The sequence below is a fragment of the Dyella sp. CR10 genome, assembly GCF_055814425.1.
The window spans coordinates 3,222,060-3,236,269 of the sequence record NZ_CP185986.1; the positions used below are offsets into that span (position 1 = coordinate 3,222,060).

The 14,210-nt window shown below is 68.6% G+C and carries 18 protein-coding genes; 5 read left to right on the forward strand and 13 right to left on the reverse strand.

The window, feature by feature from the left end; genetic code table 11:
* Nucleotides 1–63: 63 nt before the first annotated feature.
* Nucleotides 64–864, forward strand: a complete 801-nt coding sequence (locus ACNR9O_RS14455; RefSeq protein ID WP_473687655.1) for a dioxygenase family protein — start codon at nt 64–66, stop codon at nt 862–864.
* Here ACNR9O_RS14455 and ACNR9O_RS14460 read toward each other — a convergent pair.
* Nucleotides 861–1,196, reverse strand: coding sequence for a cupredoxin domain-containing protein (locus ACNR9O_RS14460; RefSeq protein WP_473687653.1), 336 nt, complete (start codon nt 1,194–1,196; stop codon nt 861–863). The genes ACNR9O_RS14455 and ACNR9O_RS14460 overlap by 4 nt on opposite strands.
* Complete coding sequence (locus tag ACNR9O_RS14465; protein ID WP_473687651.1) at nt 1,193–2,224, reverse strand: metallophosphoesterase family protein; 1,032 nt, start codon at nt 2,222–2,224, stop codon at nt 1,193–1,195. Before ACNR9O_RS14465 ends, ACNR9O_RS14460 begins: the two co-directional genes overlap by 4 nt.
* A 74-nt stretch (nt 2,225–2,298) precedes the next feature.
* Between ACNR9O_RS14465 and ACNR9O_RS14470 the strand changes: the two genes are divergently transcribed.
* Both ACNR9O_RS14470 and ACNR9O_RS14475 read left to right on the forward strand, forming a co-directional pair.
* On the forward strand, nt 2,299–2,874 hold the full coding sequence (locus tag ACNR9O_RS14470) for a sigma-70 family RNA polymerase sigma factor (RefSeq protein WP_473687649.1): 576 nt from the start codon (nt 2,299–2,301) through the stop codon (nt 2,872–2,874).
* Nucleotides 2,861–3,619, forward strand: coding sequence for an anti-sigma factor family protein (locus ACNR9O_RS14475; protein ID WP_473687646.1), 759 nt, complete (start codon nt 2,861–2,863; stop codon nt 3,617–3,619). Before ACNR9O_RS14470 ends, ACNR9O_RS14475 begins: the two co-directional genes overlap by 14 nt.
* A 6-nt stretch (nt 3,620–3,625) precedes the next feature.
* On the opposite strand, the gene ACNR9O_RS14480 is transcribed toward ACNR9O_RS14475, so the two are convergent.
* Together ACNR9O_RS14480 and ypfJ are read right to left on the reverse strand one after the other, a co-directional pair.
* Complete coding sequence (locus tag ACNR9O_RS14480) at nt 3,626–4,009, reverse strand: YkgJ family cysteine cluster protein (RefSeq protein WP_473687644.1); 384 nt, start codon at nt 4,007–4,009, stop codon at nt 3,626–3,628.
* Between the two features lie 125 nt (nt 4,010–4,134).
* On the reverse strand, nt 4,135–4,995 hold the full coding sequence (gene ypfJ, locus ACNR9O_RS14485) for a KPN_02809 family neutral zinc metallopeptidase (RefSeq protein WP_473687642.1): 861 nt from the start codon (nt 4,993–4,995) through the stop codon (nt 4,135–4,137).
* Between the two features lie 122 nt (nt 4,996–5,117).
* Here ypfJ and ACNR9O_RS14490 point away from each other — a divergent pair, with 122 nt between their 5' ends.
* Complete coding sequence (locus ACNR9O_RS14490; protein ID WP_473687640.1) at nt 5,118–5,513, forward strand: MAPEG family protein; 396 nt, start codon at nt 5,118–5,120, stop codon at nt 5,511–5,513.
* Between the two features lie 11 nt (nt 5,514–5,524).
* Here the strand turns inward: ACNR9O_RS14490 and ACNR9O_RS14495 are convergent, their stop codons facing one another.
* Together ACNR9O_RS14495 and ACNR9O_RS14500 are read right to left on the reverse strand one after the other, a co-directional pair.
* Entirely contained in the window at nt 5,525–6,292 is a 768-nt protein-coding gene (locus ACNR9O_RS14495) for a class I SAM-dependent methyltransferase (protein WP_473687638.1), read from the reverse strand.
* A gap of 17 nt (nt 6,293–6,309) precedes the next feature.
* On the reverse strand, nt 6,310–7,863 hold the full coding sequence (locus tag ACNR9O_RS14500) for a TerC family protein (RefSeq protein ID WP_473687636.1): 1,554 nt from the start codon (nt 7,861–7,863) through the stop codon (nt 6,310–6,312).
* Nucleotides 7,864–8,066: 203 nt separating this feature from the next.
* On the opposite strand from ACNR9O_RS14500, the gene ACNR9O_RS14505 reads away from it, so the two are divergent.
* Nucleotides 8,067–8,864, forward strand: a complete 798-nt coding sequence (locus tag ACNR9O_RS14505) for a lysostaphin resistance A-like protein (RefSeq protein ID WP_473687634.1) — start codon at nt 8,067–8,069, stop codon at nt 8,862–8,864.
* A 1-nt stretch (nt 8,865) separates the two neighbouring features.
* Here the strand turns inward: ACNR9O_RS14505 and ACNR9O_RS14510 are convergent, their stop codons facing one another.
* The 7 genes from ACNR9O_RS14510 to ACNR9O_RS14540 form a co-directional block, all read right to left on the reverse strand.
* Nucleotides 8,866–9,426: a Maf family protein gene (locus tag ACNR9O_RS14510; protein ID WP_473687632.1), complete on the reverse strand. Its 561-nt coding sequence runs from the start codon at nt 9,424–9,426 to the stop codon at nt 8,866–8,868.
* A 26-nt stretch (nt 9,427–9,452) separates the two neighbouring features.
* On the reverse strand, nt 9,453–10,967 hold the full coding sequence (locus ACNR9O_RS14515) for an acetyl-CoA hydrolase/transferase family protein (RefSeq protein ID WP_473700649.1): 1,515 nt from the start codon (nt 10,965–10,967) through the stop codon (nt 9,453–9,455).
* 83 nt (nt 10,968–11,050) lie between these two features.
* The gene (locus ACNR9O_RS14520) at nt 11,051–11,500 is read right to left on the reverse strand and encodes a GNAT family N-acetyltransferase (protein WP_473687628.1); all 450 of its coding nucleotides are present in this window, start codon (nt 11,498–11,500) and stop codon (nt 11,051–11,053) included.
* A 65-nt stretch (nt 11,501–11,565) separates the two neighbouring features.
* On the reverse strand, nt 11,566–12,036 hold the full coding sequence (gene rlmH, locus ACNR9O_RS14525) for a 23S rRNA (pseudouridine(1915)-N(3))-methyltransferase RlmH (protein WP_473687626.1): 471 nt from the start codon (nt 12,034–12,036) through the stop codon (nt 11,566–11,568).
* Nucleotides 12,037–12,118: 82 nt separating this feature from the next.
* The gene (rsfS, locus tag ACNR9O_RS14530; RefSeq protein ID WP_473687624.1) at nt 12,119–12,508 is read right to left on the reverse strand and encodes a ribosome silencing factor; all 390 of its coding nucleotides are present in this window, start codon (nt 12,506–12,508) and stop codon (nt 12,119–12,121) included.
* A 109-nt stretch (nt 12,509–12,617) separates the two neighbouring features.
* Nucleotides 12,618–13,685, reverse strand: a complete 1,068-nt coding sequence (locus ACNR9O_RS14535) for an NAD(P)H-dependent flavin oxidoreductase (RefSeq protein ID WP_473687622.1) — start codon at nt 13,683–13,685, stop codon at nt 12,618–12,620.
* Between the two features lie 105 nt (nt 13,686–13,790).
* Nucleotides 13,791–14,102 (reverse strand): hypothetical protein, encoded by a 312-nt coding sequence (locus tag ACNR9O_RS14540; protein ID WP_473687620.1) that lies wholly within the window; start codon nt 14,100–14,102, stop codon nt 13,791–13,793.
* Nucleotides 14,103–14,210 lie beyond the last annotated feature (108 nt).

Below are 14,210 nucleotides of genomic sequence, written 5' to 3' on the forward strand. Positions count from 1 at the left end.
GCGCACGGCTACCGGCAGGACATGGCGGCCCTACTCTAGGGTGGTCCCCACGAGACCGCCGCCATGACCACCCTGCCCAGCCTCTACATCTCTCACGGCTCCCCGATGACCGCCCTGCATCCCGGGCAGGTCGGCGAGCGCCTGGCCGGGCTGGCCCAGGCCATGCCGCGCCCGCGCGCGATCGTGATCGCCTCCGCGCACTGGCTGGCGCGCCAGCCCAGCGTGGGTGGCGCGGCGCGACCGGAGACCATCCATGATTTCTATGGTTTCCCGCGTGAGCTGTTCGAGATCCGCTATCCCGCCCCGGGCGAGCCGGCGCTGGCCGCTCGCGTCGCGGAGCTGCTGGACGGCGCCGGCCTGCCGACCATGCTCGACCCGCGCCAGGGCCTGGATCACGGCGCCTGGGTGCCGTTGCGCCTGCTGTATCCGGCGGCCGACATCCCGGTGGTACCGCTGTCGATCCAGCCGATGCTCGGCCCGCGCCATCAGTACGACGTGGGTCGCGCGCTCGCCCCGCTGCGCGAGGAAGGCGTGCTGGTGATCGGCTCGGGCAGCATCACCCACAACCTGCACGATTTCCGCGCCGGTTTCAGCGAAGAACACGAGGCGCCTTATGTGCGCCCGTTCATCGGCTGGATCGAGCAGAAGCTCGCCGAGGGCGATGTGGAAGCGCTGCTCGACTACCGCCGCCAGGCACCGTTCGCCGAACGCGCGCATCCCACCGACGAACATCTGCTGCCGCTCTACGTCGCCCTGGGCGCAGCCGGTGCGAAGGCCCGCGCCGAACGCATCGACGCGGGCATCGACCTGGGCTTCCTGGCGATGGACATCTATCGCTTCGACAGCGCGCAGCCGCACGGCTAACGCACGACGATCGTCCCCACCATGTGCGGGTGGATCGAGCAGAAATACGCATAGGTGCCGGGCTTGTCGAACACCGTGGCGTAGCTGTCGCCGGTATCCAGCGCCTTGGACGAGGCGAATCCGTTGCCCGCGCTCACCACGATGTGCGGCTCGTCGTCATGATTGACCCAGACCACGCGCGTGCCAGCCGCGACGGTGAGCGTGCCAGGCGCAAACGTGAAGTGGCTGATCGCCACCTGCGCCTCCGGCGCCTTGCCCGCCGTCGCCGCCACCCAGCCACCGAGCGAGACCAGCGCCAGCAGTGCCATCGCCCAACCGCGCAGGCCGTTCATGCCAGCACCTCATCGGTCACCGCCAGCGCCTGCCGGCCCTGCACATGACGCACGTCACGCACGCCCAGATAGCGCTGCAATGCACCCGGCGCGATGCCCTTCAGCGGCCCCGGCGCATCCGCCGCGCCAGGCGCCGGCTGGGGATAGGCGGTCGACCGCGCCGTGTAGAACGTGATGTTGCCTTCGACCTTTTGCTGGATCTGGTGGATGTGCCCGTTCAGCACGCTCACCGAACCGAAACGGCGCAGATGCCCCAGCGCTTCACCACTGTCGTCGGTGCCCCAGCCCCACGGCGGATACAGCGGCCACAGCGGCATGTGCGCGAACACCACCAATGGCGTTTCCGCCGATAGCGGCGCCAGGTCTTTCTTCAGCCAAGCCAGTTGATCGGCGCCGAGCGAGCCGAGACCGCCGGCCTTCAGGTTCAGCACGTTGATCAGCCCGACGAAATGCACGCCGCGATGGTCGAAGCTGTACCAGCCACCGGACGACTGGCGCAGGCCGAAGCGCCGGAAGAACTCCGCGCCGTTGTCTCCGATCACGTCGTGCTCCCCGGGCACGTAGAAAGTGTGCGCCGCGCGCGCCTGCTGCATCACGCCGGCCAGCGTGTCGAACTCCTCCGGCTTGGACAGGTGCGTGAGATCGCCGGTGTGCAGCAGGAAATCCGGCGGCGTCCGCTGGGCGCCGATGCGCGCCAGCGACGCCCGCAGGGTGGCGACCACATCGGGGTTGGGCTCTTTGTGAAACCCGATGTGCGAATCGCTGATCTGGGCGAAGCTGAAGCTCGCATCGGCGATGTCCTTCGCTCCCAGGTCGTCGAGGGCATGGGCCTGCAACACGCCGCCCTTCATCAGCCATAGCGTGCCGGCACCGGCCCAGGCCATGCATTGCAGGAATTGGCGGCGGCCCCGCGCCGTGTCGTCGTGGTCTCGATCGTGGTCTCGATCGTGGTCTCGCATGGTGCGCTCCGAATGGCCGGCCGGCAGGCCGATCTGGCCGGCACCGCCATGGCGCCGGCCCCATTCCATACCGCTCCGCTATCTCGCCTATTCCCGCGATCGCGGCGCGGGAATAAAGTCGCGCGCAGCGAGGTATTCCCCTCATGGCCATCGATGCGCCCACGCCACTGCACCGTCCGGACGCCGCTTCCAGCGCGCGCTTCCAGGCTGCCGTGTTGCCGTATCTGGATGCGGCCTACAACCTGGCGCACTGGCTCGCGCGCAATGATGCGGATGCCGAAGATGTGGTGCAGGAGGCGATGCTGCGCGCGCTGCGCTACTTCGACAGCTTTCACGGCGGCGATGCGCGCGTGTGGCTGCTGGCTATCGTGCGCAACACCTTCTATACCCTGCGCGCCAAGCACTCGCCGGATGCCGCGCACGATCCGCTCGATGAAGAGAGCCATCCGCTGGTCGATCCGCAACCGTCACCGGAGACCGTCGCCCTCCTCGCGGTGGACGTAGGCTCGCTGCAGGAAGCACTCGCACGACTGCCGTCGGCGTGGCGCGAAGTATTGGTGCTGCGCGAGCTGGAAGAGTGCTCGTACAAGGAGATCGCCGCCATCACCGGCCAGAAGATCGGCACCGTGATGTCGCGCCTGGCGCGCGCACGCGAACGCCTGCGGGAGGAACTGACCCATCATCGCCCCAAGGAGCCACGCCGCCATGACCTGCGATGACACCAGGCTGCTCCTGCACGCCTATCTGGACGACGAACTGGACGCCGCGCAGAGCGTAGCGGTGGAACGCCATCTTGCCGGTTGCGCCGCCTGCGCAGCGACGCAGCGCGAACACGATCGCCTGCGCAAGGCCATGGCCCAGCCGGCGCTGTACCGCCGCGCACCGGAAGCGCTGCGCCGCCAGTGGCAGGCACCGGCGGCAACCGTCGCACCACGCCCTCGCCGCACCCTGCTCCTGGCCGCCGCGGCCGGCTTCGCCGGCGCGCTGGTGCTGTCGGCGCCGGCCTGGCTGTGGCTTGCCCGGCCCGGCGCGGCGCCGACCGCACTGGTGGACGAGGCGATTTCCGGCCATCTGCGCTCGCTGCAGCCACAGCACCTGATGGACGTGGTGTCGACTGACCAGCACACGGTCAAGCCGTGGTTCGAAGGCAAGCTGGATTTCGCGCCGCGCGTGAAGGAACTTGCCGAAGAAGGCTTTCCGCTCGCCGGCGGCCGCCTGGATGCGATCGGCGGGCGCAGCGTCGCCGCGCTGGTCTATCGCCGCCGCCTGCACGCGATCAATCTCTACCAATGGCCCGCCGATGGCGCGGATACGTCCCAGGCCACGACGCAGCGGCACGGCTATACCGTCATCGACTGGCGCCAGGGTGGGATGCGCTTCGTGGCGGTGTCGGACCTCAACGAGAGCGAACTGCGGCAGTTCGCCCTGGCGTTCGAGAACGCCGCGCCCATACCAGCACGGTGAGAGCACTCAGGCCGCGACGGGCTCCGCCAGGCCTTCATCGGGTCGTGCCGCCCAGTCCGCCGGAGTGAGCGGGGCCATGCCGTGGGCCAGGCGCGCCTTATCGCATTGCAGGCTGGCCCGGCCGAATTCCCATGAGGGTTCGACGTCCCGGCACACCGACGGCCGGCGCTCGTAGATACCGCAATGGGCGGACTTGCCCAGCTCGCCGCGCAGGGCCACGCAATGCGGCTTGGCTGCCTGCGTACCCTGCATGACCAGGCGGTGCGGATCGAGTTTTTCGGTCAGTTCGATCGGCACCACGCCGCCCAGTGCGGGCTCGGCTTCGGACCAATGGAAGGCAACGCGGTATTGCGCGCAGCAGGCGCCGCAGCGAAGGCACGGATGGACCATGGCAAAGGAGGTGAGCGCACCCCCTGGCGCGCGGCGTCGGCATTCTGCCTGGGGAACAGTCGCCCTGGAATAGGGCGTCGGGAATAGGAAGGCCGGTCTGCCGGCCTCCCCTGTTCCCGCCGTGATTACGGCTCGCCCGCGAACGTATTGCAGCTGCCCACGTTGCCGCTCTGGAAACCCGTGCGGAACCACTTCACCCGCTGGGCGGAGGTGCCGTGAGTGAAGGAGTCCGGCACCACGCGGCCGCGCGCCTGCTGTTGCAGGGCGTCGTCGCCGATCTGGCTGGCGGCGTTGAGCGCCGATTCGATGTCGCCGTCCTGCAGCCACTGCAGACGCTGCTGGCTGCGGTTGGCCCACACGCCGGCGAAGCAGTCCGCCTGCAGCTCCTGGCGCACCGACAGCCCGTCGGCACCTTCCATGCGGGCGCCCTGCCGGCGCGCCTGTTCGGCGCGGTCGAACACGCCCAGCAGGTTCTGCACGTGGTGGCCCACTTCGTGCGCGATCACATAAGCGCGAGCAAAGTCGCCGGCGGCGTGAAAGCGATTCTGCAATTCCTGGAAGAACGCCAGGTCGAGGTAAACCTTCTGGTCGCCGGGGCAATAGAACGGCCCGACTGCGGTAGACGCCGCGCCGCAGGCCGTGTTCACGCCGCCGCTGAACAGGGTCAGCTTCGGCTGCACGTACTGCTTGCCGTTGGCCGCGAAGATGTCGCCCCAGGTCTTCTCGGTGGAGCCGAGGATGGCGCTGACGAAGTCCTTCTGCCGCGGATCGACCTGCGCCGGCTGACCGGTCGGCGCCGCGACCTGGCCGCCCCCCTGGTCGACCTGGCTGAGCAGCGCGGTGGGATCCTTGAAGAACACCAGGCCAAGGATGGCCAGGATCACGATGCCGCCGATGCCCAATCCGCGGCCGCCGCCGAAGCGCGGGCCGCCGCCACCGCTGTCGACCTCGACGTTCTGACTGCGTTCGCCTTTTTGCCAGTCCATGCCAGCCTCATCTGCCGTAGGCCCCGCCACCGGCGCCGCCGCGCGACGATAACCCCTGCCCGGACGCACGCCAAGCGCGCGGGGCCGGCTACAGTAGGCGACCTTTCAGCGAGTCCTCCCGCATGCTCCAGCACCTTCCCGCCATCGTGGTCCTGCTCACCGTGTTGTTGCAGGCAGGCACGGCCTTCGCGGTGGCGCGGGCCCGCATGCTTTACGGCGTCAAGGCGCCGGCGACCATCGGGCACCCGGATTTCGAGCGCGCCTTCCGGGTGCAGATGAATACGCTCGAGGCAACGCTGATGTTCCTGCCTTCGCTGTGGCTGGCCGCCACCTATGGCGCGCCGCTGTGGGCCGGGCTGGCGGGGCTCGTGTGGGTGGCCGGGCGCGTGTGGTACGCGCTGGCGTATCTGCGCGATCCGGCGAAACGCGAGGGCGGTTTCGCGGTGGGTTCGGTCGGCCTGCTGGCGACCCTGTTGATCGGCGTTATCGGCCTGGGTCGGGCGCTGCTGCTGGGCTGACGCGATCTCCCTCAGCCCGGCGCCACGGCGCTGAGCACCCATACGCAATGCGGCACCGCCATCGGCTCGGCCGGATGGCGCTCGGTCAGCAGGGCCCCCAGTTCGGCATCGAAACGCTCCACCGCCGCCGGCTCCATCGAAGCGCCGACGCCGGCGCTGGCGCGGATGCGTCCGCGCCAGTCCGCATGGCTGTACGGCACGGCCAGGTCAAACGAAAAGGTACGCACATCACCGAAGCCGGTCTCGCGCACTTCCTTCAGCCAGGCCGGATACAGGCCGCTGTTGCCGCCCAGGTGCCAGGCTGGATTGTGCGCTCGGATCAGCCTCTCAGTGTCTTCGACCATGTTGCCCGCCAGCGGTAGCCAGTCGAAGTGCGCGATCACGAGCCGGCCACCGGGGCGCAGCCAGCGGCGCGCCAGCGCGGCCGCACGCGGCCGGTCGAACCAGTGCCAGCATTGTCCGGCGGTCAGCAGATCGAAGCTGGCCGGCGCGAAATCCGCCTCCTCCACCGTCGAGCGCACCTGCCGCACCTGTACGCCGGCGGCGCGATCCAGCGCCGCTGCCTGGGCCAGCAAGGCCGCGGATGGATCCAGGCCGGTGACCGCGCAGCCGCGCAGGGCCAGGCCGCGCGCCACGGTGCCGGTGCCCGTGCCCAGATCCAGCGCGGATTCGCCCGGCCGCGCCAGGCCTTCGTCGAACAGCCGCGTGAAGAATGCGTCCGGGAAGCCCGCACGATGACGGGCGTAGTCGCCCGCGGTCTTGCCGAAGTCGACCTGCATGCCCGCCTCCGTACTCGTCATTCCGTCGTCGTCACTTTCAGGCGCTCGATGCGCGCGCCGTCCATCGCCGTCACTTCAAAGTGCAGGCCGTCGCTGTCCAGGCTGTCGCCCACGCGCGGCAGACGGCCGAGCTGCTGCAACACGTAGCCGGCCAGGGTGGAGAAGCTGCCATCGCCGGCCAGCTCGCGATCGAGCAGGTGCTCGGCGCGGCGCAGGTCCAGGCCGCCGTCGAGCAGCCAGGCGCCATCGGTGTCCTGCACCGCGGAAGGATCGCCACTGTCGTCGCCGCGGAATTCGCCGGCGATCGTTTCCAGCACGTCGGTGGGCGTCACCAGGCCCAGCACGCTGCCGTACTCGTCCACCACCAGCGCCACCTGCAGCGGCGAGCGACGGAACGCTTCGATCAGGCGCAGCACGCTCAGCGACTCCAGCACGGTGAGCGGCTTGCGCACCACCTGCTCGACCTCGATGCGGCCATGCTCCAGCAGGCTCGCCAGCAAGTCGCGGGAGGAGGCCACACCGACCAGCTGATCCAGGTCGTCCTCCGCTACCGGCAGCCAGGCATGCGAAGAAGAGGTGACTTCCCCGCGCAGCGCTGCGGCGCTTTCGCGCGGATCCACCCAGCTGATTTCGGTGCGCGGGGTCATGATCGAACGCACCGGACGGTGCGCCAGATCGAGCACGCCCTGCACCATCGCCAGTTCGTCCTTGCCGAACACCGCCATGCCGGACTCGGCGGCGGCATCGGCTGCCTTGGGCGCGTCTTCCTCTTCCTCGCCGCCGGCGCCGAGCAGGCGCAGCACCGCGCGCGCGGTGCGGTCGCGCAGCTTGCGCGGGCTGCTGAACAGCACGCGCCGCCGATTGCGCCGCATGGTCTGGTTGAACACCTCGATCATGATCGAGAAGCCGATCGCGGCGTACAGATAACCCTTCGGGATATGGAAGCCCAGGCCCTCGGCGACCAGGCTGAAACCGATCATCAGCAGGAACGACAGGCACAGGATCACCACCGTCGGCCGCGCGTTGACGAAGGCAGTGAGCGGTTTGCTCGCGCTGATCATCAGGATCATCGCCACCACCACGGCGATCATCATCACCGAGAGCTGGTCGACCATGCCGACGGCGGTGATCACCGAGTCGAGCGAGAACACCGCATCGAGCACCACGATCTGCGTCACTACCAGCCAGAAGCGGGCATGCACGCGGTTGCCTTCTTCTTGCTCGTCGCCTGCCTCGAGCCGCTCGTGCAGTTCGAGCGTGGCCTTGAAGAGCAGGAAGATGCCGCCCAGCAGCAGGATGATGTCGCGCCACGACAGCGAGAAGCTTTGCCAGGTGACGATCGGCTCGGTGAGTTTCACCAGCCAGGACATCGCGCCGAGCAGAAGCAGCCGCATCACCAGGGCCATGCCAAGACCCATGATGCGGGCCTTGTCGCGCTGCTGCGGCTGCAGCTTGTCGGCGAGGATGGCGATGAAGACGAGGTTATCGATGCCCAGCACGATCTCCAGCACCACCAGGGTGAGGAGACCGGCCCAGGCAGTGGGGTCGGCCAGCCAGTCGAGTGCGAACATGGGTCGGCGCCTTGGCGCCAGCTTCCTCCTTGGACGAACCTCGACACTATACAGGCAGGTGCCGCACAACCATGACGAAGGGCAGGATTGCGCACGCGCGGCGGCGGCGTTTAGCGTGGAGGCGTCGGAGATAGTCAGGGAATAAAGGTGCGCCAAGCCCTGCCTGGTGCGTCTCGCCGATCGACACCAGCAGGATGATCCCGATGGAAGCGCCCCGCCTTGATCCCGTCTTCACGCCGCCCGCGCCGTTGCGGCTCCCCACGCTATGGTCCGCGCTGGGGTTGATCGCGCTGTACTTCGTGCTGCAGTACGCGATCGGCGCAGTGGTCGGCCTGGCGATCGGGCTGGCGGTCGGCCTGGCGCATGGCGGCGACGCGATGGCGCAGATGCGGTCGCTGCTCACCCGGCCGGACGTCAACGCGCTGATGGTGATCCTCACAGTGCTGGCCACGGCCCTGATCACCCTGTGGCTGGCGCGGCGCCAATGGCCCGCGCTATGGCCGCTGTCCGCGCCACCCGGCTTCGGTTTCTCGCCGCCCGCGCAGGGCGGCTACTACGCCATCGCCCTGGCGCTGGGCCTGATGTTGCCCTTCCTCGGCGGACTGCTGACGCAATGGCTCGCGCGCGGCCACGAGGTCAGCCAGGACATCAAGAGCCTGGGCGCGGCCGCGTCGCTGGGCCTGCGCATCCCGCTCGCCCTGCTGGTGACCACACTGGGGCCGCTGGTCGAGGAGCTCCTGTTCCGCGGAGTGCTGCTTTCGGCGTCGCTGCGCTATGCGCCGGCCTGGGTGGGCATGTTCATCACCGCAGCATTGTTCGCCTGCGTGCACCTGCCCGACCTGGGCTTCCTCTGGTATGCCCTGCCCAATCTGCTGTTGCTCGGCGTGACGCTGGCCTGGCTGCGGCTGCATTCGGGCTCGATCTGGCCAGCCGTGCTCGCGCACGGCGTCAACAACGCGCTGGCCGTGGTGTCGTGGTTCGTGGTGCTGCCGCCAGCCTGACTCAGCCGATGCCGAAGCGGCGGAGCAGCCGCGCGGTCTCGAAGACCGGCAAGCCCATCACGCCGGTGAAGCTGCCCTCGAGATGCTCGATCAGCGTCGCGCCGCGCCCCTGGATGGCATACGCGCCGGCGCGCCCGAACGGCTCGCCGCTGGCCACGTAGGCAGCGATGTCCTCGTCGCTCAGCGGCGCGAAGCGCACCTTCGATACGCAGGTCGCGCTTTCCGCGCGACCGCCCTGCACCGCCCATACCACTGAGATCGTCTCGTGCGTATGGCCGGACAGCTTGCGCAGCATGACCGTGGCGTCGGCGGCATCGGCCGGCTTGCCGAACACCTCGTCGTCCAGCACCACTTCGGTATCCGCGCTCAGCACCAGCGCATCGGAAGGCAACCCTGCCAGCCCGGCCTGCGCCTTGTCGCGCGCGACGCGGCTGACGTAGGCCAGCGGCGCTTCGCCCGGCGCGCGCACCTCGGGCACGTCCACGTCGATCGGCGTGAACGCGACGCCGATCTGTTCCAGCAGCTGGCGGCGGCGGGGCGATTGCGAAGCGAGATAGAGCATGAAGATCTTCCTTGCAGGTAGGGCCGTCAGGGGCGCATGTCGCCGGTATCGAGAAACCGCTGGTGCCAGGACAACGCTTCGCCCAGCAGATGCGGTGTGTGCTTGCCCTTGCTGTCGCGGCTGGCGCGCTCGAAGTAATCCTCCAGCAACGGCCGATAGGTCGGATGCGCGCAGTTGGCGATGATCGCCCTGGCGCGCTGGCGCGGCGACAAGCCGCGCAGATCGGCCAGGCCCTGCTCGGTGACCAGCACCGACACGTCGTGCTCGGTGTGGTCGACATGGCTGGCCATCGGCACCAGACAGGAGATCGCCCCGTTCTTGGCGGTGCTCGGCGTGAGGAAGCAGGACATGAACCCGTTGCGCGCGAAGTCGCCCGAGCCGCCGATGCCGTTGATCACGCTGCTGCCCGCCACGTGGGTGGAATTGACGTTGCCGTAGATGTCCGCCTCGACCATGCCGTTCATCGCGATGCAGCCGAGGCGGCGCACCAGCTCCGGATGGTTGGAGATCTCCTGCGTGCGCAGCACGATGCGCTGGCGGAAGAAATCGATGTCCGCCAGGAAACGCTCGATGCCCGCGGGACTCAGCGAAAACGAAGTGGCCGACGCGCTCGTCAGCACGCCCTCGGCGAGCAGATCGAGCATGCCGTCCTGGATCACTTCGGTGAACGCGGTGAGCCCGCGGAAACCACCTTCGCGCAAACCGGCCAGCACCGCATTGGCAATGTTGCCCACGCCCGATTGCAGCGGCAGCAGTTGCGGTCCGAGACGGCCGCGCGCGATTTCGTGGCGGAAGAATTCGATCAGGTGCCCGGCGATGCGTCGGGAGGTCTCGTCGATCGGCGCGAACGCGCTGTTGCGATCGGGCGCATCGGTTTCCACCACCGCCACCACCTTCGCCGGGTCGCAGCGCAGGTAAGGCTCGCCAATGCGATCGTCCGGGTGCACCAGCGGGATCGGCTTGCGATGCGGCGGCAGCGCGGTGCCGTAGTAGATGTCGTGCATGCCCTCCAGCGCCTCGGGCTGCCAGCGGTTGACCTCCACGATGACCTTGTCCGCCAGGTCCAGCCAGGTCTTGTTGTTGCCCACCGAGGAAGACGGCACCAGCGAACCGTCCTCGCGGATCGCCGTCGCTTCGATCACCGCCACATCGATCTTGCCGAACAGCCCGAACCACGCGTACTGCGCGACATGGCTCAAGTGGATGTCCAGATAATCGATCTCGCCGCGATTGATGCGCGCGCGCAGCTCGGGGTCGGACTGATACGGCAGGCGCAGATCCAGGCCGCCAGCGCGCGCCAGCGCGCCGTCCAGTTCCGGCGCGGTGGACGCGCCGGTAAGCGCGTTGACGCGGAACGTTTCGCCGCGCGCATGCGCCGCGGTCATGCGCGCCGCCAGCGCCTGCGGCACCGCTTTCGGATAGCCCGCGCCGGTGAAGCCGCTCATGCCCACCGTCATCCCGGGCTGGATCCATTCGGCCGCCTGCTCGGCGGTCATGACTTTGGCGGCCAGTTCGGCGTGGCGGATGCGTGACATGAGCATGGGGTCTGGCGAAGGGGACCGCCTATGGTAAAGCCTCGCCCGGGTGTGCCGGCTTCGACTTTCGTCGGCACGCAAGGATCGGATCAAAGCGTCAGGCTGTACTCGCGGAATTCAGTGTCCAGCTGCCAGCCCAGCGATTCGTACAGCCTCTGCGCCGCATGGTTGTCGTGCGCCGTGGACAGCGACAACCCGGCCACGCCCATCGCGCGGCCATGCTCGGCGGCCGCCTCCAGCAACGCCGCGGCCACGCCTCTGCGACGTGCGGCGGGCGCCACGTAAAGGTCGTTGAGCAGATAACGGCGCGTGCAGCGTACCGAAGAGAACAGCGGATACAGCTGAGTGAAGCCCAATCCGGCGCCTTCGCCATCGCGCGCCAGCAGAATCACCGATTCGGCGTGATGGAAACGCTCGGCGAGGAAGCGGCGCGCGCGCTCGAGATCCGCGGGTTGTCCGTAGAACTGGCGATAGCCGTCGAACAGCGGCGCAATGAGATCGAGTTCGTGGATCGTGGCCTGGCGCACGGCGAAAGACATGGACACCCCGCTGCTCGAAGAAGACATGCGGCGGAGCATAGCAAGCAGCGCCCGTCGGGCGTGGCTCACGCGCGGTGGTAGGGATGCCCCGCCAGCAGCGTGGTGGCACGGTACAACTGCTCGGCCAGCACCAGGCGCACCAGCATGTGCGGCAAGGTGAGCGGGCCGAGCGACCAACGCTGATCGGCGCGCGCGAGCACTTCCGGCGCATGGCCGTCGGGGCCGCCGATCAGGAAGGCGACGTCGCGTCCGGACATGCGCCACTTCGCCAGCTGTCCGGCCAGTTCTTCGCTCGACCAGGTCTTGCCGCGCCCGTCCAGCGCGACCACGTGGATGTCGCGCGGCAACGCCGCGAGGATCGCCGCGCCTTCGTCCTGGATCGCGCGCGCATCGTCGCGCCCCTTGCCGCGCGCGCCAGGCTTGAGCTCGATCAGCTCAAGCGGCAATTCGTGCGACAGACGCTTGCGGTACTCGGCGAAGCCCTCCGCCACCCAGGCGGGCATGCGTTCACCGACGGCGATGAGGCGAGCGCGCATTCGGAGCTCTTGAAAAAACGGAGAGTAAAAAGAGGGCGCGCACCCGGCGGGTGCGGCGCATGGCGTCCGCGTCGGGCGGGGCTCAGCCCACGCCGACGGCGGCGTCGTTATCGGCGTCGCGGTCGCCGACGGTCCACAGGCGCTCCAGGCCGTAGAACTCGCGGATGCGCGGCAGCATCACGTGGACGATCACGTCGCCCAGATCCACCAGCACCCACTCGGCCTCCTGCTCGCCTTCCACGCCGAGCGGCATCACGCCCGCCTTTTTGGCGAACTTCACCACTTCGTCGGCAATGGATTTGACGTGGCGCGCGGAGGTGCCGGAGGCGACGACCAGCAGGTCGGCGATGGAGGTCTTGCCGCGGACGTCGATCTCCCGGATGTCCTTGGCTTTGAGTTCTTCGAGCGCGTCGATGACGTGCTTGCGGAGCGATTCGGTATTGGCGGTCTTGTTGCGTTGGGTCTGACTCAAGTGGGCGTGCCCTCGATGCGGATCGATGCGCGGGATGGCGCGGGCGCAGTATAACGCCCCGCCTTGAAACCCGCGTCAAGCCTGGCTTTCGGCCGATCCGGCGCTGCTCTCAGGCCAGTGCGTGGCGCGCCTGGCCGTACTCGTCCATCAAGACGGCGACCAGCTCGCCCGCCGGCAATGCACGCGCCATGCCGGCACCCTGCCCGCACCACTCCGATAGCAGGTCTCCGCGCCCGGCCGCCGCCGCCGCGCGACGCAGCGGCGACGTGAGCGCATTGGTGATCGGGTATGCCGGCAGGCCGTGCTCGATGCCGGCCATTGCCTTGACGTACGTGTTGCGCAGGCCGCGCGCCGCGCGGCCGGAGAAACTGCGGATGGTGGCGACCTCATGCTCGGCCGATCCGGGCAGGTCGCGCTTCCAGGCATCGGCCGCGCCGCTTTCCGGACATGCCAGGAACGCCGTGCCCAGCTGACTGGCCGCCGCTCCGAGCACCTCCGCTGCCAGCATGCCGCGTCCATCCATGATGCCGCCGGCGGCGATCAGCGGGATCTTCACCGCCCGCGCAGCCAGCGGCAGCAGCGCGAACAGGCCGATCAGTGCCTCTTCCGGCTCGTGCAGGAAGGTGCCGCGGTGCCCGCCCGCTTCCGCACTCTGCAGGCTGACCGCATCGGCGCCCAGCGTTTCCCAGGCGCGCGCCTCGGCCACTGTGGTGGCGGTGCCCACCACCACGATGCCCAGTTCCTTGAGCCGCCGCATCTGCGCCGGCGTGAGCAAGCCGAAGGCGAAGCTCGCCACCGGCGGGCGCGCCTCGCACAAGGCCTCGAATTGGTCGGCGAAGGACGGCGCCCAGCGCGCAGGCAGAGTGGTTCGCACCGCCAGCCCTTCGCGCTCCATCAGCGCATCGAGCGCGCGGCGCGCCGCGTCCACCGCGGACATGTCCACCTCGAAGGCTTCCGGCAACACGAACAGATTGATCCCGAACGGCTGCCCACAGACCGCGCGAACGGCCTCGGCCTGATCGAGGATCGCCTGCGGTTCCAGATAGCCCGCGCCCAGCGAACCCAGCGCGCCCGCGTTGGATACCGCGGCGACCAGCGCCGGCGTGGTGGAGCCGGACATCGGTGCCTGGATCAAGGGATGCGCGATGCCCAGTCGCGCGACGAGAGAGGGAACCATGGCGTGCCTCCGCGATGCGAAACCCGCGCATTACACCACGGAAGAAAACGCGACGGCCCTCTCCGTCGCCGGAAAGGGCCGCGCGTGGAACCGCTGAAATGACGATCAGTGGCCGCTGCTCGAGGACGAGGCAGGCTCGGTCGAGGCCTTCTTGTGCTTCTTGTGCTTGTGCTTCGTGCCGGTCTCGGACTTCATCGAGTCGCCGGATTTCATCGAGTCGCCGGATTTCATGGAATCGTGCGACTTCATCGAGTCGTTGGATTTCATGTCCTTTTGCATGTCCGATTTCATCGTGTCGGATTTCATCGACGACTGCGCGGGCGCGGGCGCGGCTTGCTGCGCCGAAGCCTGGCCGATGCCGACACCGAGAGCGAGCGCGATGGAGAGACCAAGGACGGCGTGGCGTGACATTTTCATAGATGCGTTCTCCTTCAGTCGGTGGTGTTAGTGATGCGGCTCGGCCGCACGTCCAGAATGAAGTGCCGGCGCGGTCCCCTCCCGGACCGCGCCGGCGAACCGCCGTCG

Excerpts from the sequence above, each read along its gene's own strand:
- ACNR9O_RS14455 (WP_473687655.1), top strand. The coding sequence starts at position 64 with ATGACCACCCTGCCCAGCCTCTACATCTCTCACGGCTCCCCGATGACC.
- ACNR9O_RS14460 (WP_473687653.1), bottom strand. The coding sequence starts at position 1,196 with ATGAACGGCCTGCGCGGTTGGGCGATGGCACTGCTGGCGCTGGTCTCG.
- ACNR9O_RS14465 (WP_473687651.1), bottom strand. The coding sequence starts at position 2,224 with ATGGAATGGGGCCGGCGCCATGGCGGTGCCGGCCAGATCGGCCTGCCG.
- ACNR9O_RS14470 (WP_473687649.1), top strand. The coding sequence starts at position 2,299 with ATGGCCATCGATGCGCCCACGCCACTGCACCGTCCGGACGCCGCTTCC.
- ACNR9O_RS14475 (WP_473687646.1), top strand. The coding sequence starts at position 2,861 with ATGACCTGCGATGACACCAGGCTGCTCCTGCACGCCTATCTGGACGAC.
- ACNR9O_RS14480 (WP_473687644.1), bottom strand. The coding sequence starts at position 4,009 with ATGGTCCATCCGTGCCTTCGCTGCGGCGCCTGCTGCGCGCAATACCGC.
- ypfJ (WP_473687642.1), bottom strand. The coding sequence starts at position 4,995 with ATGGACTGGCAAAAAGGCGAACGCAGTCAGAACGTCGAGGTCGACAGC.
- ACNR9O_RS14490 (WP_473687640.1), top strand. The coding sequence starts at position 5,118 with ATGCTCCAGCACCTTCCCGCCATCGTGGTCCTGCTCACCGTGTTGTTG.
- ACNR9O_RS14495 (WP_473687638.1), bottom strand. The coding sequence starts at position 6,292 with ATGCAGGTCGACTTCGGCAAGACCGCGGGCGACTACGCCCGTCATCGT.
- ACNR9O_RS14500 (WP_473687636.1), bottom strand. The coding sequence starts at position 7,863 with ATGTTCGCACTCGACTGGCTGGCCGACCCCACTGCCTGGGCCGGTCTC.
- ACNR9O_RS14505 (WP_473687634.1), top strand. The coding sequence starts at position 8,067 with ATGGAAGCGCCCCGCCTTGATCCCGTCTTCACGCCGCCCGCGCCGTTG.
- ACNR9O_RS14510 (WP_473687632.1), bottom strand. The coding sequence starts at position 9,426 with ATGCTCTATCTCGCTTCGCAATCGCCCCGCCGCCGCCAGCTGCTGGAA.
- ACNR9O_RS14515 (WP_473700649.1), bottom strand. The coding sequence starts at position 10,967 with ATGCTCATGTCACGCATCCGCCACGCCGAACTGGCCGCCAAAGTCATG.
- ACNR9O_RS14520 (WP_473687628.1), bottom strand. The coding sequence starts at position 11,500 with ATGTCTTTCGCCGTGCGCCAGGCCACGATCCACGAACTCGATCTCATT.
- rlmH (WP_473687626.1), bottom strand. The coding sequence starts at position 12,036 with ATGCGCGCTCGCCTCATCGCCGTCGGTGAACGCATGCCCGCCTGGGTG.
- ACNR9O_RS14535 (WP_473687622.1), bottom strand. The coding sequence starts at position 13,685 with ATGGTTCCCTCTCTCGTCGCGCGACTGGGCATCGCGCATCCCTTGATC.
- ACNR9O_RS14540 (WP_473687620.1), bottom strand. The coding sequence starts at position 14,102 with ATGAAAATGTCACGCCACGCCGTCCTTGGTCTCTCCATCGCGCTCGCT.